Source organism: Nitrospirillum viridazoti CBAmc (assembly GCF_000730165.1).
Taxonomy (GTDB): domain Bacteria; phylum Pseudomonadota; class Alphaproteobacteria; order Azospirillales; family Azospirillaceae; genus Nitrospirillum; species Nitrospirillum viridazoti.
The window spans coordinates 149144-169889 of the sequence record NZ_CP022110.1 but is presented as its reverse complement, the minus strand read 5'-3'; the positions used below and the strand labels follow the sequence as shown (position 1 = coordinate 169889).

Annotated in this window: 20 protein-coding genes and 1 tRNA gene; 15 read left to right on the top strand and 6 right to left on the bottom strand. The window is 62.7% G+C overall.

What is annotated here, in order from left to right; all coding sequences use genetic code 11:
- Positions 1-44 precede the first annotated feature (44 nt).
- The 10 genes from meaB (at position 45) to Y958_RS00785 (ending at position 8536) form a co-directional block, all read left to right on the top strand.
- Entirely contained in the window at positions 45-1070 is a 1026-nt protein-coding gene (gene meaB / locus Y958_RS00830) for a methylmalonyl Co-A mutase-associated GTPase MeaB (protein WP_088870525.1), read from the top strand.
- Between the two features lie 2 nt (positions 1071-1072).
- Positions 1073-1567, top strand: a complete 495-nt coding sequence (locus Y958_RS00825; protein WP_088870524.1) for a DUF6265 family protein — start codon at positions 1073-1075, stop codon at positions 1565-1567.
- Between the two features lie 271 nt (positions 1568-1838).
- Complete coding sequence (rpmB, locus tag Y958_RS00820) at positions 1839-2135, top strand: 50S ribosomal protein L28 (RefSeq protein WP_040846783.1); 297 nt, start codon at positions 1839-1841, stop codon at positions 2133-2135.
- A gap of 158 nt (positions 2136-2293) precedes the next feature.
- Positions 2294-3094, top strand: a complete 801-nt coding sequence (locus Y958_RS00815) for a queuosine precursor transporter (RefSeq protein ID WP_050898374.1) — start codon at positions 2294-2296, stop codon at positions 3092-3094.
- 35 nt (positions 3095-3129) lie between these two features.
- Positions 3130-4392, top strand: coding sequence for a tRNA guanosine(34) transglycosylase Tgt (gene tgt, locus Y958_RS00810; RefSeq protein ID WP_088870523.1), 1263 nt, complete (start codon positions 3130-3132; stop codon positions 4390-4392).
- 106 nt (positions 4393-4498) lie between these two features.
- Entirely contained in the window at positions 4499-6106 is a 1608-nt protein-coding gene (locus Y958_RS00805) for a lysine--tRNA ligase (RefSeq protein WP_088870522.1), read from the top strand.
- 57 nt (positions 6107-6163) lie between these two features.
- Complete coding sequence (locus Y958_RS00800) at positions 6164-6418, top strand: hypothetical protein (RefSeq protein ID WP_088870521.1); 255 nt, start codon at positions 6164-6166, stop codon at positions 6416-6418.
- Between the two features lie 23 nt (positions 6419-6441).
- Positions 6442-6741, top strand: coding sequence for a type II toxin-antitoxin system RelE/ParE family toxin (locus Y958_RS00795; protein WP_088870520.1), 300 nt, complete (start codon positions 6442-6444; stop codon positions 6739-6741).
- Between the two features lie 31 nt (positions 6742-6772).
- Positions 6773-7783, top strand: a complete 1011-nt coding sequence (ltaE, locus tag Y958_RS00790; protein ID WP_088870519.1) for a low-specificity L-threonine aldolase — start codon at positions 6773-6775, stop codon at positions 7781-7783.
- Between the two features lie 93 nt (positions 7784-7876).
- Positions 7877-8536: a MarC family protein gene (locus tag Y958_RS00785; protein ID WP_186291205.1), complete on the top strand. Its 660-nt coding sequence runs from the start codon at positions 7877-7879 to the stop codon at positions 8534-8536.
- A 145-nt stretch (positions 8537-8681) separates the two neighbouring features.
- Here the strand turns inward: Y958_RS00785 and Y958_RS00780 are convergent, their stop codons facing one another.
- Both Y958_RS00780 and Y958_RS00775 read right to left on the bottom strand, forming a co-directional pair.
- A complete protein-coding gene (locus Y958_RS00780) occupies positions 8682-9617 on the bottom strand; it encodes an IS110 family RNA-guided transposase (RefSeq protein WP_088870517.1) in 936 nt (311 codons plus the stop codon).
- Between the two features lie 270 nt (positions 9618-9887).
- Entirely contained in the window at positions 9888-12356 is a 2469-nt protein-coding gene (locus Y958_RS00775) for a glycoside hydrolase family 31 protein (RefSeq protein ID WP_088870516.1), read from the bottom strand.
- Positions 12357-12607: 251 nt separating this feature from the next.
- Here Y958_RS00775 and Y958_RS00770 point away from each other — a divergent pair, with 251 nt between their 5' ends.
- Positions 12608-13459: a pirin family protein gene (locus Y958_RS00770; RefSeq protein ID WP_088870515.1), complete on the top strand. Its 852-nt coding sequence runs from the start codon at positions 12608-12610 to the stop codon at positions 13457-13459.
- A 116-nt stretch (positions 13460-13575) separates the two neighbouring features.
- Here the strand turns inward: Y958_RS00770 and Y958_RS00765 are convergent, their stop codons facing one another.
- Positions 13576-13782 carry a helix-turn-helix transcriptional regulator gene (locus Y958_RS00765; protein ID WP_004272005.1) on the bottom strand — a complete coding sequence of 69 codons (207 nt, stop codon included), beginning with the start codon at positions 13780-13782 and terminating at the stop codon, positions 13576-13578.
- Positions 13782-14177: a hypothetical protein gene (locus tag Y958_RS00760; RefSeq protein ID WP_088870514.1), complete on the bottom strand. Its 396-nt coding sequence runs from the start codon at positions 14175-14177 to the stop codon at positions 13782-13784. The genes Y958_RS00765 and Y958_RS00760 overlap by 1 nt, the downstream gene beginning before the upstream one ends.
- A gap of 353 nt (positions 14178-14530) precedes the next feature.
- Here Y958_RS00760 and Y958_RS00755 point away from each other — a divergent pair, with 353 nt between their 5' ends.
- Both Y958_RS00755 and Y958_RS00750 read left to right on the top strand, forming a co-directional pair.
- Positions 14531-15001 (top strand): hypothetical protein, encoded by a 471-nt coding sequence (locus Y958_RS00755; protein WP_088870513.1) that lies wholly within the window; start codon positions 14531-14533, stop codon positions 14999-15001.
- Between the two features lie 86 nt (positions 15002-15087).
- Positions 15088-15164 (top strand) — tRNA-Arg (locus Y958_RS00750).
- A gap of 212 nt (positions 15165-15376) precedes the next feature.
- Here the strand turns inward: Y958_RS00750 and Y958_RS00745 are convergent.
- Positions 15377-17056 (bottom strand): hypothetical protein, encoded by a 1680-nt coding sequence (locus tag Y958_RS00745; protein WP_145727992.1) that lies wholly within the window; start codon positions 17054-17056, stop codon positions 15377-15379.
- A gap of 541 nt (positions 17057-17597) precedes the next feature.
- Here Y958_RS00745 and Y958_RS00740 point away from each other — a divergent pair.
- Both Y958_RS00740 and Y958_RS31160 read left to right on the top strand, forming a co-directional pair.
- Entirely contained in the window at positions 17598-18620 is a 1023-nt protein-coding gene (locus Y958_RS00740; protein WP_088870511.1) for a thymidylate synthase, read from the top strand.
- Positions 18617-19549, top strand: coding sequence for an alpha-glutamyl/putrescinyl thymine pyrophosphorylase clade 3 protein (locus Y958_RS31160; RefSeq protein ID WP_145727993.1), 933 nt, complete (start codon positions 18617-18619; stop codon positions 19547-19549). The genes Y958_RS00740 and Y958_RS31160 overlap by 4 nt, the downstream gene beginning before the upstream one ends.
- Here the strand turns inward: Y958_RS31160 and Y958_RS00735 are convergent.
- The gene (locus tag Y958_RS00735; protein WP_186291204.1) at positions 19546-20559 is read right to left on the bottom strand and encodes an ImmA/IrrE family metallo-endopeptidase; all 1014 of its coding nucleotides are present in this window, start codon (positions 20557-20559) and stop codon (positions 19546-19548) included. The genes Y958_RS31160 and Y958_RS00735 overlap by 4 nt on opposite strands.
- Between the last annotated feature and the right edge of the window lie 187 nt (positions 20560-20746).

Here is a 20746-nt window from a genome sequence, read left to right as displayed (position 1 = left end):
TTCTGGGATATGGAGCGACTTAGGACGTTTCCCCGAGGCCGCCTATGAACGCCGACACCCCTCTGCACCCCGAGTCGCCCGCTGGTTCCGGGGCCGATTCCACCGGTCTGGCGGAACCGCTGCTGGCGGGGGACCGGCGGGCCCTGGCGCGGGCCATCACCCTGATCGAATCGACCCGCGCCGACCATCGCGCCCAGGCCGACGCCCTGCTGGCCCGGCTGCTGCCCCATGCCGGACGGTCGGTGCGGGTGGGCATCACCGGCGTGCCGGGTGTGGGCAAGTCCACCTTCATCGAGGCCTTCGGCCTGCACGTCATTGGCGAAGGCCACAAGGTGGCGGTGCTGGCCATCGACCCGTCCAGCCAGCGCACCGGCGGGTCCATCCTGGGCGACAAGACGCGCATGGAGCAGCTGTCGCGCGACCCGGCGGCCTTCATCCGCCCCTCACCCGCCGGCAGCACCTTAGGCGGCGTCGCCCGGCGCACGCGCGAGGCCATGCTGCTGTGCGAGGCCGCCGGCTTCGACGTCATCGTGGTGGAGACGGTGGGCGTGGGCCAGTCGGAGACGGCCGTGGCCGACATGGTCGACCTGTTCCTGCTGCTGCTGCTGCCGGCGGGCGGCGATGAGCTGCAGGGCCTGAAGAAGGGCATTGTGGAACTGGCCGACCTGGTGGTGGTCAACAAGGCCGATGGCGACCTAGTGGCCCAGGCCCGCCACGCCGTGGCCGAGTACGGCCACGCCCTGGCGCTGCTGCGGCCAGCCACGCCGGACTGGACCGTGCCGGTACTGAGCTGTTCCGCCATCACGGGCACGGGCGTGGACGGGGTGTGGGACACCATAGGACGGTTCCGCGACGCCCAGGCCGCCAGCGGCCGGCTGGACGGCCGCCGGGCCGACCAGGCGCGCGCCTGGATGTGGAACGAAATCCGTGAAAGCCTGCTGGCGGCCTTCACCAGCGATCCGGCCGTGCGCGCCCAGCTGGGCGGGGCCGAGTCGGCGGTCACGGCCGGTACCCAGACCCCAGCCATGGCGGCCCGGTCCCTGCTGGCCCGCTTCCGCCACGAGGAGTGACCATGCGCCCCATCGCCGCCGTCCTGTTGGTGCCCCTGCTGGCGTCCGCCCCGGCCCGGGCGGAGACCTGCACGCTGGAGGCTCTGCACTGGCTGCAAGGCGCCTGGAGCAACACCGCCATCGACACCGCGGGCGAGGAGCGCTGGGCCCTGCTGCCCGGCGGCACCCTCGCCGGCAGCGCGTGGGAAACGGCCAAGGATGGCACGCCCCATTTCGTGGAGGCGCTGAGCCTGGCGCCCTCCGATGGCAAGGTCACCCTGCGGCTGCGCCATTTCGACGGCACCCTGGCCCGCGCCTGGGAGGACAAGACGGCGCCCGTCACCTTCATCGCCAGCGAGTGCAGCCTGCAAAGCGTGGTGTTCGAAGGCGTGGGGCCCCATGCCGGCGAGCGCATCACCTATGCCCGCACCAAGGACAGGCTGAGTTTCGTGGGGGAGTTCATCCACAAAGGCAAACCCCACCGCGTTGATCTGGAGATGTCCCGGACGGGGGATTGATTTGCGTGAATAGCCCCCGTCCGTCGCCCAAGAAAAAACGGCACGGCATTGACTCCCGGTGCCCGAGTGGTCATCAGTAGCGCCCCATGGCCGCCGGGCCCTGTTCTACCCTGATTCTCCGTCAGGCCATGGCAGGGATGCCGGCGACTGGCCCCTGGTTTTTCCCGGGGCGCCCTTGACTCTCCGCCGCCCCTTCGGTTATATCGCCGCTTCCCTCCGGAGCGGTGTGCGCCCGGGGTCGTCATTCTTGTTATTCCGTGAAGGTGCTCCAATGGCCCGCAAGTGCGATGTGACCGGCAAAGGTCTGCAGTTCGGCAACAATGTTAGCCATGCCAACAACAAGACCCGCCGGCGTTTCCTGCCCAACCTCCAGGAGACCTCGCTGCTGAGCGATGCGCTGGGCACCATGGTTCGTCTGCGCCTGTCCACCAAGGGCATCCGCACGATCGAGCACAAGGGCGGCCTGGACAGCGCCCTGCTGGACATGAAGGACAGCGAGCTGTCGCTGGATGCGCGCCGCGTGAAGCGCCGCATCGCCAAGGTCCTGGCCAACAAGGCCGCCGCCTAAGCATCGCACGCCTTCCGGGAATGGGGCGGCTCCATTGGGTGCCGCCCCGATCCTTGTGAACGAATGCTGCCGAATGAGTGTTGCCGGGCGGTCCGCCTGCGGCCCATAAGCATTCCTGCGTGACGATCGCCTTGCCTGCGGGCTGGGGCCTCACATCCATGACGCTCTCGCCCGCCGCTCTCGTCGAATTCCTGAACGGCCTGCCGCCAGCAGCCCTGCTGGTGGGTCAGATGCTGTTCTGTTTCAGCGCCATCCTGGCGCTCGCCCGGCTGTTCGGACAGTCCGGCCTCTATATCTACATCATCGTCGCCATCATCGGCGCCAACGTCGAGGTGTTGAAGGCGGTTCAATTCCCCTTCTACGAACACCCCGTGGCCATGGGCACGATCCTGTTCAGCTCGACATATCTCGCCACCGACATCCTGACCGAGCATTACGGGCGGGAAGCGGCGCGGCGCGGCATCTACCTCAGCTTCGCGGGCTATCTGCTGTTCACGCTGATGATGCTGATCACCCTGGGTTTCCGCCCCATGACGGCGGAACAGGCCGGCGATGACATGGCCTGGGCGCTGTCGACCCAAGACCATCTGGCGGCGTTGTTCCTGCCGGCCCCGGCCCTGTTCCTGTCCGGCATGGCCTCGTACCTGGCCAGCCAGCTGTGCGATGTCTGGATCTATCAGAAGATCCGGGGGGCGACGGGGCAGAAGCACCTGTGGCTGCGCAACAACGGCTCCACCATGGTGTCGGCGCTGATCGACAACACCGTCTTCAGCCTGCTGGCCTGGCGCGTCTTCGCCGAAACGCCGGTGGACTGGCACGCGCTGGTGTTCACCTACATTCTGGGCACCTATCTGATGCGGGTGGCCGCCAGCCTGCTGGACACCCCGTTCATGTACCTGTCGCGCCGGGCCCTCGCACCGCATCTTGGCGCCCGCCAACCGGCCCAAACCCGCGCCTGACCCCATCCTTCCCCTTCGTTTCAGAGTCCGTCCCCATGTCCGATCTGCCGACCTCCTACCCCGGGTTCTCGTTCGAGATCACCCACAAGGCCCCCGACAGCCGGGCGCGCCTGGGCCGGCTGACCACGCCGCACGGCACCATCTCCACCCCCAACTTCATCTTCTGCGGCACCAAGGCGTCGATCAAAGGCGTCACCCCGGCGCAGATGCGGGCGGAGAAGACGGACATCATCCTGTCCAACACCTATCACCTGATGATCCAGCCGGGCGCCGATATCGTCGCCAAGATGGGCGGCCTGCACCGCTTCATGGGCTGGGACGGACCCATGCTGACCGACTCGGGCGGCTTCCAGATTTTCTCCATGGGCCACGGCTCGGTGGCGGATGAGATCAAGGGCCGCCGCACCCAGACGCGCGACACCACCCTGCTGAAGATCACCGAGAAAGGCGCCACCTTCCGCAGCTACATGAACGGCGAGAAGCTGTTCCTGTCCCCTGAGCTGTCCATCGACATCCAGCGCAAGCTGGGCGCCGACCTGATCGTGCAGTTCGACGAATGCACGCCCTTCCATGTCGACCGGGCCTATACCGCCAAGTCCATGGCGCTGAGCCACCGCTGGGGCGACCGGTCCTTGAAGGAATTCGCCAAGGGCGGGGGCATGAGCTACAACGGCCTGCCCCAGGCGCTGTACGGCATCATCCAGGGCGGGGTGTACGAGGATCTGCGCAAGGAAAGCGCGACCTACACCAAGGACCGCCCCTTCTTCGGCACGGCCGTGGGCGGCAGCCTGGGCGCCAACACGGCGCAGATGGATGAGGTGGTGGCCATGACCATGCCCTACACCCACCCCGACCGGCCGGTGCACCTGCTGGGCATCGGCGGCATCCGCGACATCTTCGCCGGCGTGGTGCAGGGCATCGACACCTTCGACTGCGTCAGCCCCACCCGCATCGCCCGCCACGGCTGGGCGCTGGCGCCCAAGGCGAAGGGGGAGCGGCTGAACATGCGCAATTCCCGCTTCCGCGAGGATCCGCTGCCCATCGATCCGGCCTGCGACTGCTACGCCTGCAGCAACTTCAGCCGCGCCTACATCCACCACCTGCTGAAGGCGGGTGAGCTGCTGGCCATGCAGCTGCTGTCCATCCACAACGTCGCCACCATGAACCGCCTGCTGCGCGACGTGCGGGAGGCCATCGCCACCGGCACCCTGGCCGAGGCGCGCCAGCGTTGGGTGTACGATGCCCAGGAGCAAGGAAATGGCGAAGGGGAACCAGCGGCGCAGGGCGGGGCCGCCTAGACCCTGGATTGACCGTATTCCTGGCAGCGCCTAGGGTGCCGAGCCCGACTCGGCACTGGTGTGGAGCCGGGCGTTTTCCACATCCGAATTGACGTGAGTGACCGCGATGGCGACGGAACAGGAACTGGCACGCGAGGCGAAGGCTTGGCCGTTTGAGGAGGCGCGCAAACTGGTCGCGCGCTACGGCGACAAAGCCCCGGCCAAAGGCTACGTCCTGTTCGAGACCGGCTACGGCCCCTCGGGCCTGCCGCACATCGGCACCTTCGGCGAGGTGGCCCGCACCACCATGGTGCGCCAGGCCTTCCAGCGGCTGGCGCCGGGCGTGCCCACCCGCCTGTTCGCCTTCTCCGACGACATGGACGGCCTGCGCAAGGTTCCGGACAACATCCCCAACCGCGAGATGGTGGCGCAGCACCTGGGCAAGCCGCTGACCAAGGTGCCGGACCCCTTCGGCACGCATGAGAGCTTCGGCCACCACAACAACGCCCGCCTGCGCGCCTTCCTCGACAGCTACGGCTTCGAGTACGAGTTCCAGAGCAGCACCGACTGGTACACCTCCGGCCGATTCGATCACGCCCTGCTGGCCGTGCTGCGCCACTATGATGAGATCATGGGCGTGATGCTGCCGACCCTGGGCGAGGAACGCCGGGCGACCTACAGCCCCTTCCTGCCCATCAGCCCCAGCACCGGCCGCGTGCTGCAGGTGCCGATGCTGGAGATCAATCCGGATGCCGGGACCGTGGTGTTCGAGGATGAGGACGGCAAGAAGGTCGAGACCCCCGTCACCGGCGGCCATGTGAAGCTGCAGTGGAAGCCCGACTGGGGCATGCGCTGGTTCGCGCTGGGCGTCGATTATGAGATGGCGGGCAAGGACCTGATCCCCTCCGTCGAGCTGGCCGGCAAGATCTGCCGCATCCTGGGCGCCCAGCCGCCCGAGGGCTTCAATTACGAGCTGTTCCTGGACGACAAGGGCCAGAAGATCAGCAAGTCCAAGGGCAACGGCCTGACGATGGAGGAGTGGCTGCGCTATGCCCCGCCGGAAAGTCTGGCCCTCTACATGTTCCAGAAGCCGCGGGCGGCCAAGAAGCTGTTCTTCGACGTCATCCCGCGCGCCGTCGACGACTATCTGACCTTCGTCGACAAGCTGAAGGGCGAAGAGCCGGCCAAGGCGCTGGAGAACCCGGCCTGGCACATCCACAACGGCCAGGTGCCGGCGTGGGCCACCGCTGCGGACCAGCTGAAGACCAATCTGTCCTTCGGCATCCTGTTGAACCTGGCGGGGGCCGCCAACGCGGAAAATGCGGACGTGATGTGGGGCTTCATCAGCCGCTACGCCCCGGCCGCCACCCCGGCCAACAGCCCCTTCCTGGACCGGCTGGTCGGCTACGCCGTCGCCTATTACCAGGACCGCGTGAAGCCCACCAAGGTCTACCGCGCCCCCACCGATGTGGAGCGGGCAGCCCTGGAGGAATTGCGCGCGGCCCTGGCCCAGTGGCCGGCCGACCAGCTGACCAATGCCGAGGCCTTGCAGAACGAGGTCTATGAGATCGGCAAGCGCCATCCCTTCACCGAACTGCGCGCCTGGTTCCTGACCCTCTATGAGGTGCTGTTGGGCCAGAGCACCGGCCCCCGCATGGGCAGCTTCATCGCCCTGTACGGCGTCGCTGAGACCAAAGCCCTGATCGACCAGGCGCTGGGCGACGGGATCAAGTAAGAAGCCTGTCAAGGGCGGGAATGGACAAAAGCCGTTCCCGCCCGCATATAATTCGGCATGACCCAGCGCATCGACATCCAGGACAGCACCGCCGAACGGTTGGCCCGCCTGCAGGCGCTAACCGGCCAGGACATTGATACGGTCCTCGACGCCGCCTTGGCCGCCCGGCTGGAGCAGCTGGAGATGGAAGCGTTGCGGGCCGCCGTTAAGCTTGGCGCGGATGAGGCAGATGCTGGCCTCTTTTCGACCCGCACCGTGGAAGAAATTTTCGCCGAGGGCATCGCCCGGGCCCGTCGGCGCAATAACGGCTAATCGCTCAGAGGGCGTTACCTTCTATGACGATCCGTCTCACGCGCCGGGCGGACGCCGACTTACTGGATATTGCCGAGTATACGGCTGACCGATGGGGTGATGCCCAGGCGGACGTCTATACGCGCGCTTTTGCCAAGGCATTTCAACGGCTCGATGAGAATCCGAGGATGCTTGGAAGCCGGGCACGTGACGACTTGGGTCGTGGCTATCGCACTTTGTTAGTTGAACAACATCTTGTCATTTATCGTCATCGCGCTGGCACGACCCATATAATGCGCGTCCTCCACCAACGCATGAATCTGCCGCTGCATCGTTTGTCTTGATAAGTCGATCTTGCCCAAAGGAACGCCTCTCATGATCCGCTACGACTTCCGCAGCGACACCGTCACTCGTCCCAGCCCCGCCATGCGTCAAGCCATGGCGAATGCGGAGGTCGGCGACGACGTGTTTGGCGACGATCCGACGGTGAAGCGGCTGGAGGAGACGGCGGCGGCGATGCTGGGCAAGGCGGCGGGCCTGTTCCTACCGTCGGGCACGCAGTCCAACCTGGCGGCGCTGATGGCCCATTGCGGCCGGGGCGATGAGTACATCGTGGGCCAGATGGCCCATTGCTACCGCTGGGAGGCGGGCGGGGCCGCCGTGTTGGGCAGCATCCAGCCGCAGCCCATCGCCCACCTGGCCGACGGCACCCTGGCCCTGGCCGACATCCAGGCCGCCATCAAGCCGGACGACCCGCACTTCGCCCGCACCCGCCTGCTGGCGCTGGAGAACACGCTGGGCGGCCGCGCCCTGCCCCTGTCCTATATGAGGGATGCCGTCGATCTGGCCCGCCGCCACGGCCTGGCCACCCACCTGGATGGTGCCCGCGTGTTCAACGCCGCGACAGCCCTGGGTGTGCCGGCGGCCGAGGTGGCGGCGGGCTTCGACACCGTGTCCGTCTGCCTGTCCAAGGGCCTGGGCGCGCCGGTGGGCAGCGTGCTGGTGGGCGAGGCCGACCTCATCACGCGCGCCCGGCGCATCCGCAAGATGCTGGGCGGCGGCCTGCGCCAGGTGGGCATCCTGGCCGCCGCCGGCCTGTACGCGCTGGAGCACAACGTCGGCCGGCTGGCCGATGACCACGCCAACGCCCGCCGCCTGGCAGAGGGTCTCTCGGCCTTCCCCGCCCTGACCGTCACCCCGCCCGACACCAACATCCTGTTCGTGGCCGTGGCGTCCGACGTGGCCGATGCCTTCAATGCCCACCTGAAGGCCCACGGCGTCGCCGTCACCAGCACCTATGGCATGCAGCGCTGGGTCACCCACCTGGATGTGGATGCGGCGGCCGTGGACGCGGCGCTGGAGATCGTGGCGGCGTTTTTCCGTTAAGGAACCGCACGCTGAGCGGTTGAAGCGCCGCCACCGCCAACGCTACTCTGCCTCGAACCCGCGACTGGGCGCGGGCATGGTGCGGGGGTGGCCTTGGATTTTTCATCGTTCGTGGCGTCGTGGCAGGAATACAGCAAGTTCGTCATCGCGCTGTTCGCCATTCTGACCCCTTTCGCCGCCATCCCCATCTTCCTCGGGCTGACCGAGGGCCGCAGCCAGCGGGAACGCAACATCATCGCCCGCCAGGCGGTGCTGACTGTTGCCACCGTCCTGATCGTATCGGCCCTGGTGGGGGACCTGGTGCTGCGCCTGCTGGGCACCAGCCTGGACAGCTTCCGCGTGGGTGGCGGCCTGGTGCTGCTGCTGATCGCCCTGTCCATGCTGAACGCCAACGTCTCGGCCATGAAGCAGACGGAGGGCGAGGCCAGCGAGGCGGAGGGGCGCAGCGCCATCGGCGTGGTGCCGCTGGGCCTGCCCCTGCTGGCCGGCCCCGGCGCCATCACCGCCGTCATCATCCAGATGCAGAAGGGCCACGGCCCCATCCATGGCGGCCTGATCATCGGCTGCATCGTCTTTGTCTGCCTGTTGCTGTGGGGATCCCTGCGCCTGGCCGGCCCCATCGGCAACCGCCTGGGCCAGATCGGCCTGAACATCATGAGCCGCCTGTTCGGCCTGCTGCTGGCCTCGGTCGCGGTGGAAACCATCGCCGCCGGCCTGCGCAACCTGTTCCCCGGCCTGGCCGGCGGCGGCTGACTTCCCCTCACCGCCGCCATGGCGCACACTACCGAGAGAATGCCGGTCCGAGGCCACGCCTCGGGCCTAGGCCCCGACCGGGGCCGCCGGAGCCTTTCGGGGAACGCAGTGGACTGAAAGGCGAGGAGAAGCCAAGCAACTGTCTTTAAGGTGCGTATGCCCTCTGGTCTCGAATGAGTGCGTTGGCGAGGATAATGAGCTTACGCATGACAGCGACGAGGGCGGCTTTGGGCTTTTTGCCGGCGTTGATCAGCCTCCGATAGAAGTCTTTGAGGGTGTGGTTGTGCTTGCTGGCGACGAGGGCGGCCATATAGAGGACGGATCGGACCTCTGATCTTCCGCCGTAAATGCTCCTGGGCCTGTCGCGTTTGCCGCTCTGGTTATCCATGGGAGCGACGCCGACCAATGCGGCGGCCTGGTGTCGTGTGATGGCGCCCAGTTCGGGCATGTAGGCCAACAGGACGGTTGAGCAGGCCGGACCGACGCCGGGGATGGACTGGAGCCTGGCGTTGTTGGTCCTGAAGGTTTCATGCTGGGCGATGAGGTCAGCGATACGCTTTTCGATGCGGGCGATCTGAAGGGCCAGGATGTTCAGGTGGCGTTTGCTCAGACGGGCCAACTCCAGGTCCTCCAGAAGCTGAGCCTGGTTGCGGACCATGGTCTGCATGTTGGTGAGCTGACGCCGTCGCGTGGCCAGTTCCGCCAGTTTCTCCCGATGTGGGTCCGCCTGGTATGGCTCGCCTTCAATTGCCTGCGCGAAGGCGGTGATCATTCGGGCATCGAGGCGGTCATTCTTGGCCCAGCGCCCACTGGCTCGTGCGAAATGCCGAACCCGGCGGGGATCGACGATACGGACGGGAATATTGGCCTTCCATAAAGCCTTCATGACAAGTCGCTCATAGCCGCCGCTGGCCTCCACAACGACCTGTACAGCCCGCTTCCGGCACCGTTGCAGGAGGGTGGCATATCCGGCTTTGGTGTTATCGATTTGAAAGGTCTCTCCCGTCGCGGCATCGAAGCCGTCCAGGCGGGCCTTGCTGACATCCAGGGCGATGATAGAGTCGTTCTGCGCCATCTTCATGCTCCCATCCTTGCACGTACGGGGCGGCAACCCCAGGCAACTGTTCGGGTCAATGAAGGGGCCGTTCGGAGAGCCTTGCTTGGCTACGGAGCGCGAACTACCGAAAAGCGGAGCGGTCTTCCGGACGGGTCACGAGCTGGGGCATGCCCCAGCTCGTGACAGCGCATTTTACGCAGATTATGGAAGACACAAGCCCGCGGACGCGCCCGGCGCCTGAGGGGCGGCAGCTGATCGGTCACGATCAACTGCCGCACGTATTAGATGCCGGCCTTACTTGGCCTGCACCACCTCCACCACCTTGGCGTCAGGCTCGCTCCAGCCCTTGGCGCCGGTATGGCCCAGGCTGTGGCTGGCCTCTGACCAGCTGAGTTCGGTGACGTTGCCGCCGCCCTGCTCGTAGGCGTAGGTGAAGCCGTCGTCCTGGAACAGGGTGAAGCGGCCGTCGGCGCCCGGATAGACCTTCACCTTCGCGATGGTCTGCTTCTGGTGCGTGTTCTCGATGGGGGAGCCCAAGGGCAGGATGGACCCGGCCTTCACGAACACCGGGATGCGGTCGATGGGGGCGGCCACCGTCACCGTCTGGCCGCCGGTGTAGCGCTTGTCCGTCCAGAAGTCGTACCAGTCGCTGCCTGCCGGCAAGTACACCTGCTTGGTCGTCGCCCCCTGCTCCGTCACCGGGGCCACCAGCAGGGCGGGGCCGAACATGTATTCGTCCCGCATGTCGGTCACGGCCGGGTCGTTGGGGAAGTCCAGCGGCAGGGCCCGCAGGAAGGGCGCGCCCGTCTTATAGGTCTTGTAGCCCAGGGAATAGATGTACGGGATCAGCTGGTACCGCAGCTTCACGTACTTTTCCAAAATGGCCTGGGCGTCGGGCCCGTAGGACCAGATCTCGTTGGCCGGGCGGCTGCCGTGGGTGCGCAGCACCGGCAGGAAGGTCGCGTACTGGAACCAGCGGGTGTACAGCTCGGGATAGTCGTCATAGCCGCCGACCACGCCGCGCGCCGGCGTCGGGTCCAGCAGCGGCGCCTTGGCGGGCTTGTGCTCCTCCGGCAGGTACTGCCAGCCGCCGGTGTCGTTGCTCCAGTAGGTGATGCCAGACGCGGCGAAGTCCAGGCCGGTGGGCACCTGGCGCTTGAACGCGTCCCAGGTGGGGGTGATGTCGGACGACCAGACGATGGCGCCGTTGCGCTGCACGCCCAGATAGGCGTCGCGCGACAGGATGACGGTGCGCTTGTCCTTGAAGTCGCGGCGGAAGCCGTCATACAGCGCGCTGGTGTGGAACAGCGGGTAGACGTTGAAGTACTTCGTGCCCGGACCGATGTGGTAGTAGCTGCCGTTGGGCGGCAAATCCGGTTCCGTCTCATCCGACCACAGGCTGTCGAAGCCCTGGCTCAGAATGTTGTCGCGGATGGTGTTCCAGTACCACTTGGCGGCGTCGGGGTTGGTGGTGTCGATGTCCGACCCGGCCTTGTCATAGGGCAGGCCATTGGTGGGCGTGCCGTCCGCCTGGCTCAGGAACCAGCCGTTCTTCTTCAGCAAGTCATAATAGCGGCCATCGGACGTGAAGCGCGGCCACACGCTGATCATGGTTTCGAAACCCATGTCGTGCAGCTGCTTGTTCATCGCCTTGGGGTTGGGCCACAGCTCCGGCACGAAATCGAACTGCCCCATGATGGTGTAGTAGAACCAGTCGACCACCAGCACGTCGGCCGGGATGTGCCGCTCACGATAGCCCTTGGCCACGTCCAGCACTTCCTGCTGCGAGCGGTAGCGCTGCTTGGACTGGATGTAGCCGTAGGCCGACTTGGGCAGCATGGGGGTGGCGCCGGTCAGCTGGCGGTAGCCGGCGTAGATCTCGTCCGGCGTCTTGCCGGAGATGACGAAGAAGGAGACGCGGTCGCCCACCTCGGACGTCCAGCGCGTGACCTCGTTGAAGCCCGGCTCGATCGTCGTCTTGGACGGGTTGTCCCACAGCAGGCCGTAGCCGTAGTTGGTGATCATGAAGGGCACGCAGGTGCTCTGCCCGCCCGAGGCGTTGTAGTCATTCCAGCAGCGCACCACGTGGCCGCGATGGTCCAGGAAGCCCTCCTGGTTCTGGCCCAGCCCGTAGTAATGCTCATCCGCCGGGGAGGCGAAGGTGCCGTTCACGGTGTAGAATTGGTCATCGGTGGGCCGGCGGTCGTGCAGCAACTGGCTGTTGCCGTCCTTGAAGTTGGGGATGCCCATGGACCAGCCGGTGAAGTCCAGGATGGTCTTGCCCGCCGCGTCCTTGAACAGGATGTGGGCGCCGTTGGTGGTGCCGCCGAAATAGCGGCTGATATCCACGGCGGTCTGCTGCGGCGGCACGGCGTGCGGCGGCGGGTGCCAGCCGACGATGGTGGCCGACATCTGGCCGGACTTCAGCACGGTGTCGCCGCGCTCATCCTGGCCTTGCGTCCAGCCGGCGGGGTTGGCGCCGGGAATGATGCCGTAGCCGGGGCCGGCCAGGGCCGCATCCTTTTTCAGGCTGAGGGTGACGCGGATGATGTTGGGGCCATAGGGCTCCAGCACCAGGGTCTGTTCCTGGGTCTTGTTCGACTGGTCCACCACCATGGCGGCGGTAACATCCCTGTCGGCCGCGAGGGCCGGCGTGGTCAGGGCCGAGGCGGCGGCGCCGAGGCCCAGGACCAGCGCCAGACCCCGGTAATTCAGCATGGATTTCGGTGTGGCGCCCCGCGCGGGCTGCCCCTGCGTCTTCATGGTCGGTCTTCCCCCTGGAGGATTCTTATAAATCATATGATAGCGGTACCATCAGCCATGCCCAGGCCTGGGTCAACCCGAAAACTCCCCGCCCCGGCTCCCGGTGCCGCCATGGTCCATCGTTCCGGCACAGCAACAGTCCGTGCCGCCGCTATGCCCTATCGCGCGGGCCCGCCACCGCTTAGATGTAGGATGATGACGGGTGCGCCGATGCCGCGCCCCGGTGAGATTTGCCCTGGAGGGACCGGCCGATGAGCCCGCTGAAGACCCTGAAACGCCTGCACCCGGCCTATCGCGACGACATCGCGGACCTGACGACGCGCCGCCCCCTGCCGGGCCCGGCCCTGCCGCAGCTGAGTCCCTTCCTGTTCCTGAACCACCATGGGCCGCAGGTCTATCCGCCCAATAACGGCGGCCTGCCCTTCGGCCCCCACCCCCACCGGGGTTTCGAGACGGTGACCTTCATCCTGGAGGGGGAGCTGACGCACGCCGACAGCGCCGGCCATGAAAGCGTTATCAGGGCCGGCGGCGTGCAATGGATGACGGCGGGGCGCGGCGTGGTGCATTCGGAGCTGTCGCCGGCCGAATTCCGCCGCAAGGGCGGGCCGCTGGAGATATTGCAGCTGTGGGTGAACCTGCCGGCGCGGCTGAAGTTCGCGGCGCCCGGCTACACCGGCCTGCAGCGCGACGCCATCCCGGCCCTGCCCACCCCCGACGGGCGCGGCACCGTCAACCTCATCTCCGGGAACTGGGGCGGGGTGAGCGGCCCCATCACCTCACTGACCAACGTGTTCATGAGCACGGTGACCTTGGCCGCCGGCGGTATCGTGCGCTTTGACGGCGCCGCCGGCCGCACTGTCTTCCTGTACGTCGTGCGCGGCGCGATCGCCGTGGGCGGCGGCACCGCCCCCGCCCATCAGCTGGCGGAACTGAGCCTGGAGGGCGACGCGGTCGAGATCACGGCGCAGGAAGACGCGGTGCTGCTGTTCGGCCATGGCGAGCCCATCGCCGAACCGGTGGTGGCCCACGGCCCCTTCGTCATGAACACCCGGGAAGAGATCATCGCCGCCATCCGCGATTACCAGGCGGGATTGTTTGAGTAATCCCTCAAGCGGCGGGCGCGGCCATCCGGCCGCTGGCCTTGTCCTCGTTTTGCAGTCCGCTACCGCTCCCCGCAAAACTCCGGCGGCCCCGGTCGGGGCCTACAACGGCATGAAGCTCATGCCGCTGGCCGGTGGGGATTGGTGAAGATCGCCTCCACCGGCAGGCCGAACAGCGCGGCGATGCGATAGGCCAGGTCCAGCGACGGGTCGTGCTTCTCCGTCTCCAGGGCGTTCACTGCCTGGCGGGACACGCCCAGCCGCTCGCCCAGATCGTTCTGCGTCCAGCCACGCTCGGCCCGCAAAACCTTCAACGTGTTCCGCATCAGCGCGTACTCCGGATGAAGGGCGAGACGATGCAGAAGGCCACCCAGAAGATGGCGTAGACCATGTAGCCCGGCAGGTGGTCCACCCGCGCGAAGGTTTCCAGGAAGCCCCAGGCGCTGGCGACGATGAAGGCCAGGCAGGCGGCGATGATGAAGCGCCTGGCCAGCAGCGCCCGCATGAACTCATCCACCTGGGTCATAAGCCTGAGCGTCGCCCACAGCTGCACGGCGATGCAGCCCACCGGCACCAGGATCGCCGCCCACAGCAAGGGCCCGTCCAGCTGCGATTGGCCCCAGCTGATGACCTTGATGGACAGGACGTAGAGGACCGCGGTGACGACCGAAGTGAGGATATAGCGCCGGGAGGCGGGCGGGAAGAGAACGGCGACGGACATGATGTCATGATCTCCTGACGTTTTGTCAGGTAAACATGACTCCGTTTTCGTGTCAGGTCAACCTGACTTTTAATCGACCAGATCGTTCCGGGCGTCTTTTTTTCCCGAGTCGGGCCTTGGCACATCCGCCATACGGGCGCCAATCCACGCCTTTCGGATAGGTTCACCCGCTAAGAAAGCCTTAAGGAACCTGTCCTAGTATCTCGCATACCAGGCGGGACAAGACTCAGGCTTTCCCTTGGAACGGCCGTGCTAGACTAAATAACCCGCCCGGTTTTGAACCGTGAACCGTTGCCGTCCCAGTATTCACCCCGATTCCAGCCTCGCGGCTGGCTATAGGAACTCGCCCCGGAATGACCCGCGACGACGAACGCCTGCCCTGTGATCGCCGCCGCAGTGCCATGCTGCGCGGGGTGCTGGCCGGCGCCCTCCTGGCACTGGCGGCCGGCACGGCCCTGCCGCAGGCGGCCTGGGCCGGCGAGGGCGGCGGCCAGAAGTCGGAAGATCCGGAGGTGCTGCGCAAGATCAAGATGAACCCCATGCTGCTGCCGGGGAAGGACCGCTTCTCCTACGTCCGGCTGCAGGTGATGCTGGTCGTGCGCATGAGCAAGCATCTGAATGAGGACGTGGACTTGGTCACCAACCTCAAGCCCCGCATCAATGGCGAGCTGACCGAGGCACTGACCGTCGACCACCTGACCCGTAACCGCCTGAACACCGCCGATGTCCAGGCCCTGAAGGGCCGCATCATGGAAGTGGCCAACGAGGCCGTGGGCAAGCCCCTGGTGGATGAGGTCCTGATCGTCAGCCTGCTGGTCGGCTGATTGAATCTGATTGAATTCCGGACGCCTGAGCCTTGCGCGCCCCGGGGCTGTGCAAGCCGCCCAAACCTGCTATAACCCGCCCCGGCGTCTCCGTAGCTCAGCAGGATAGAGCACAGGATTCCTAATCCTGGGGCCGTGGGTTCGAATCCCGCCGGGGACACCATTTCCCACATCGCCATATAAATCAATAACTTAGACGATGCCCCACGACATCGTGTGTACCAGGTCCGTGTACCAGGTTATGTACCAGGCCGCCACGGAACGCGGCCGCGCCGAAGATTTTTCATCCCGAGTCGCAGCGCCCCCCGATGGCATCTACCGGGGTGTCCCACGTTAGGTCACATCCGGACCATGCTGCGGTCACGCATACGCCCGTCAGGCGGCCCGATCCGCCTCCATGGCGATCCTGGCGAAGCCGGTCTTGCGAACACCGCCACCGCCCGCTTCCTCAACCCCAAGGGCAGCGAGGCGGGACATGAATAAAGGATGCTGTCGGACATTGTCCCGGAAGGTGCGTGGCTGAATGCCCATGGTCCGGGCCACCGACTTGAAAGGAAGAAGGTCCGGAACACCCGCGTCCAGCCATGCCCGGATGATCTCCAAAGCTTCAGCCACCCGACCGGATGGTTCCACGGTCTCGGGGTGCCACGGAACGATTGCAGCGCCCGGAAAGGCCTCCTTAAGGCTCCGAACGACATCCCCTTTCTTGGCGATTACATATGCGGTGCAGGGCGCGCAGGTTCCGCCTTCATTCTTCCGCACCACCACACGACATAGCGCCTGAAGCACCATGTGTCGAAACTCACCTTCCTCCACCGCGAGCCGGTCTTCCTCCGAACATCGTTGCTGGCCGGGGGCGATCTCCGAACAGGCGTGCCAACGGGCTTCGTGGTCTATATCCCGTTGATACAAGGCCCCGACCAGGACCACGTTAGGAATGTCGGCATATTCGTTGGTGCCATGATGGCGCCCCCAAGTCAGAAATCGGACGCGATTCAGGTTTCCTTCAAGGCCGCTCAGCACTGCCTCGGCAAGGTCCGTTTCCTCGTCGCGGGGCTTATGGTGAACCACCAGCCATTCCTGGTCCGGCTTGGTGTTGATCGCCGCAGCCACGGCATCAGCGTAGCGGGAGATGTCGTCACGAATGGTTTCCCGACCGCCACCCTTGAACCAATGGTGGATGGTAAGGCGGCTGTAGTCCTTGGCCGCCGCCTTCAAGCGCACCAGGGTCCGCCGATGTCGTTCCCACAATGTGTAGGTTTGCCGCACCCGTCCCGAGGCATCCAGGATGACAACGGGCGCCAGGTCTCCGGGAATGGGCGTGGCCTTGCCGATGAGGTAGCGGCGCCCCTGGAAGTGGCGGACGACACAGGTCTGGGAAGACAGCGCCACCAAATGGTAAAGCGTCTCCAGCTTCTCCGGAGACAAGGCACTCCCGTGATGGTCCAGCGCATCTACTAACTGAAGACCGAAAGGCGAGGCCAAGTCGGGCAGTTCGTGGATAGTCCCATCCGGCGCATCCTCCAATTCACGGTGCAAGCCCAGCAAGGCCTTTGTGGCTTCGGGGTTGAGGACACGCAGGGACCGGAACAGTTCAGCTATAGCATCGTGGTCCATCGTGATGCCTTCCGCGATCTCGAATGATTCATCCCAGATGCGGACCTGCCGAAGTTCTCCCCGGTATTGGAAGGCGGAAACGTCTTCGAACGGGCTACGCTTACACCGATGCTTGACCATAGCCTGAGTGGTGAACAAGACACGGGCCTTGTCTGGTGCCACGCCGCCCAGACCATCTAAGTCAACCCACCGCGCACTTTGCGGGCCCTCGGAGGCCTTCCCCGCCAATACGGCGAACTCATCTGACGAAAGCCCGGAGCCTTCGATCACATCCCTGATTTCCTCTCGCCGAGCCAGGCAAACCAAGGCGGAGACGTGACGGTGCTGGTCGCTAGCGCAAAGCGCCTTCAGGAATGACACCACAGCCGTCGTCTTTCCTAGGCCCGGATCTAGGGAAGAAAGGTAATAGGAAGGCTGGGTCCGCCCTTCGGCCATCATGCACATGATATCCAAGAGGTCGTGCAGTGCATCCATCTGGATTGGAGATGGCCGTTGCCCCCGCCCCAACAAGGTCTTTTCGAGAGCCTCTCGTGCGGCGACCTGAAGGGGGCCGGGGGGGAGCGCTTTAGGACCCATGTTTTCTAGTAGCCTTAGGGGAAGGTAGGTCATATTTACACCGCGGTGTATCTGCAGAAACGAGCTACTTGCAGAATTGCCACGGAGGGGTGTCGCTTCTAGCATGTCATGCGTTGGTCCATCAAGAACGTCTGCCAAGTGTGATGGAATATAATTAATCATTATTATGTAATATATATTTGATTGCGACGGAAATTACTCACCTCCCTTCTCCGATATCATTTTATAAACCGGCAATTGTTATTTCACTTGGTGCGGTCTATTTTACGTAGATATGGAACGACGGCACTGCACACCTAAATCAGGCACTTCGGCGCTTCATGCGTGCCACCGATATATCAATTTAGAAAGGAGGCAACCTATGATATGAATATCTCTGGAAACATCTGATAATGGTTTCGTAATGCATATTCGCAGGAAGACATTTGACGACCTTCTGCGCGTAGTCTTTTCTCGAATTCTCCGGCATGGACTTCAGGTCGAACCAATTCCGAGCAAGGGCGCGAACAAAGAGCTATTTGGCGTGGTGCTGGAATTAACTCAGCCACGTGCCCGGGTCAGCCGCACCGAAAATCGAGGAAGAATTTTTAGCGCTCTTGGTGAACTATTTTGGTATCTCTCGGGCAGCAATTCCCTTAAGTTTATTGAATATTATATTAGCAAAGGGTACGAAGCGGAAGAAGGGACTGATATAGTTTGGGGGGGATATGGTCCTAGACTGTTAAATAAGAGCAACGTCAATCAAATTCACGAGGTCGTCGGCCTCCTAAAACGGAATGTTTCATCCCGACGGGCCGTGATTCAGCTATACGATTCAGGCGACCTTGCTGGATTTTATAAAGACGTCCCATGTACCTGCACAATGCAGTTTATTGTTAGGCGTGGATTTCTTCACATGTATGTAAGCATGAGATCTAACGACGCCTATAAAGGACTACCTCATGACGTCTTTGCTTTCACGATGATACAGGAACTCATTGCACGTGAACTAGGTGTTCGCCTCGGCCGTTACAAGCATGCAGTTGCGAGTCTCCATCTATACGATACCGATTTGAAGAAAGCCGAAGCTTTCATGGCGGAGGACTGGCAAACGAAACGAATGATGCCTCCAATGCCCATGGGAAGCCAATGGCCTTCCTTTAAGTTAGCTCTAGACGCAGAAGAAAAAATTCGAAACGGATATTCTGTTGACGTCGACAAAATTAATGTGAATGATTACTGGAAAGACATCATACGACTTCTCCAGATATATAACGTAACCAGAGGGACAATAAATAGAGATAACCTACGCCGTATTGTTTTTTTGAGAAAATCCATGAAGTCTTCATTTTATGATCAATACATAAGAAAGAAGTCCGATAAATTCTATCAGGATCAGCTTGACCTGAATCTAGAATCAGATGAATATGATGAAGGTGAACGATGAGAATAGCGGAAAACCGCCGTCTGAAACTATTTTCGGACCTTGAGAGCTATCAAGTACGCCCGTTGAATGGACTGACGACCAGCGAACGAAGAAATACTCTTGTCTCTCAGTTTATCGACAGCATCCGGCGGATCGAGTATGTTCACATACTGCGCCAAGCGAAACTCGACGAAGCGCGCTGTAATCCCGAAAGCGCCTTATTCGACCCATTAAAAGCGGCGGTAATAAATTATCGAAAGGGTGATGTAGATGAAGCCTGCTGGCTCGTCTTCGTTGCGACCTACTGTGGAAAGCATCTGAGTGATGGGTGGGAATTGGCCCGAACTCTGTACAGGGGCGGAGATGCAAGCATGCCCTGGACCTGGATGAGAATCTCGGGCGACGTTAACGGCTTCCGCCAATGGCTAACCAACGCTTATCCATCACTGCGATCCGACGGTGTTTCCAGACGATTTGGAAACCATCGTAAATACGAAACATTACGCCCGGACTCACGACGCGGAACTTCTGCTGTTTTTAATGCCTACGTCTCATGGATTGGCCACAACCAAGGTCATGGTCTTCTTATTCAAGAAACTCACGACGCGACCAAAGGAAATCCAAAAGCGGCATTCCATCATTTATATAATCAGATGGGACAGGTGACATCGTTTGGCAGAACGGGTCGCTTTGACTTCCTTACTATGATTGGGAAACTAGCCCTTGCGGACATCGAACCTGGGAGCCCTTACCTCATTGGTGCAACCGGCCCTCTCGCTGGGGCTAGACTCTTGTTTGGTGGAAGCCGAGAAGCAAATCTGCGGCCCGACGTATTAAATGGATGGGTAATAGAACTTGGAGACTATCTTGATCTAGGCATGCAGGTCATGGAAGATGCCTTGTGCAACTGGCAAAAGAACCCGGACACATATGAACCATTTAGAGGTTAATCCCGATTAACCCACACATACCCCGTCTTTAGTTTATTAAATTTATTCCTTGGCAACAAACCGAGATGCTGCATCTGCCCAACAACTATACCGTAGCTGACACCAATACGTCTTGAGAAGCGCATGATCGCCCTATAGTCTTGGGGGAGAGACAATAAATCATCCTTATAATGACTTGGAATTAGCATGTCAGCAGCAAAGTCGTTTGCCTCATCCTCTTCATGTGTTGGAATAAGGTCTTTGTCTTCGATAAAAATAGATGAACAATCATGCAATATTAAGTGGCCAATTTCATGGAATAACGTGAACCAGAAATGATCATCAGTCTTATAGCGAAAACTTAGCTGAAGAAGCGCCTTTTCTTCTGACAAAAATCTCGTTGCCCCACTAGCACGGCAACCCGCAGGAGCACGAACAACCGCAACAACTACTCCGCAGGTCGCGCACATTTCCTGAAGTTTTGGCAAAAAGACCGATGGATCTTCGATGACTGTAAGCGCACGTATCTTCGGAAGAAGTTTGCGGAGCCCTTCTTTGTTCCACGCGCCACATTCAACTTCTTCGGCCTCGATCTCACCTTGCCTTAGCCATGCCGCCAGGGCGCCGAATTTCGAATCGTAGGTGGCCGAAGTACGGTAGGCAACGGCGGTCACTGTCTTCTGATACTGCTGATGCCAAGCTCCTACCGTCGGAGTATTGAAGAACTCCAACAAAGCTGCCGCCTGCTGCGCTCGCCCCGCAATTCGCGGGACCCAACCGAAGGCCACGATGTCCCGAACAGGGAGGGTGGATAACCAAGCCTTCGGCTCCATGTCCGCTGCGGCGTCAGAAATGCGCGAAAGACTGGAACGGAACTGAGCCTCTCTCCGAAGCCAAAACGCTGCGGAACCGCCAAGAACGTCTTGAAGCTTCACCGCAAGCTTTGCGTCAATCTCCGCAGCCCCAGCTATGAGGCGAGAAGCCTGACGCTCCGTTGTTTTCATTGCAGCGCAGAAATCTTCGATCGACATTCCTCGCTCATCCAGGATGTCGAGAATTGTCCCGCCGGGGGGAGAAGCCCACTGTGGTTGGAACTCCGTAGGTTCAGCCATTTTTCTGAATCCCCATCACCTTCACCCGGCTGACCCTTCGCCATTCGATGTTTCCCCACTTGTCCGTTGGGGGCGCAGCATGGCCGCAGCGGATGCATAGAACGTG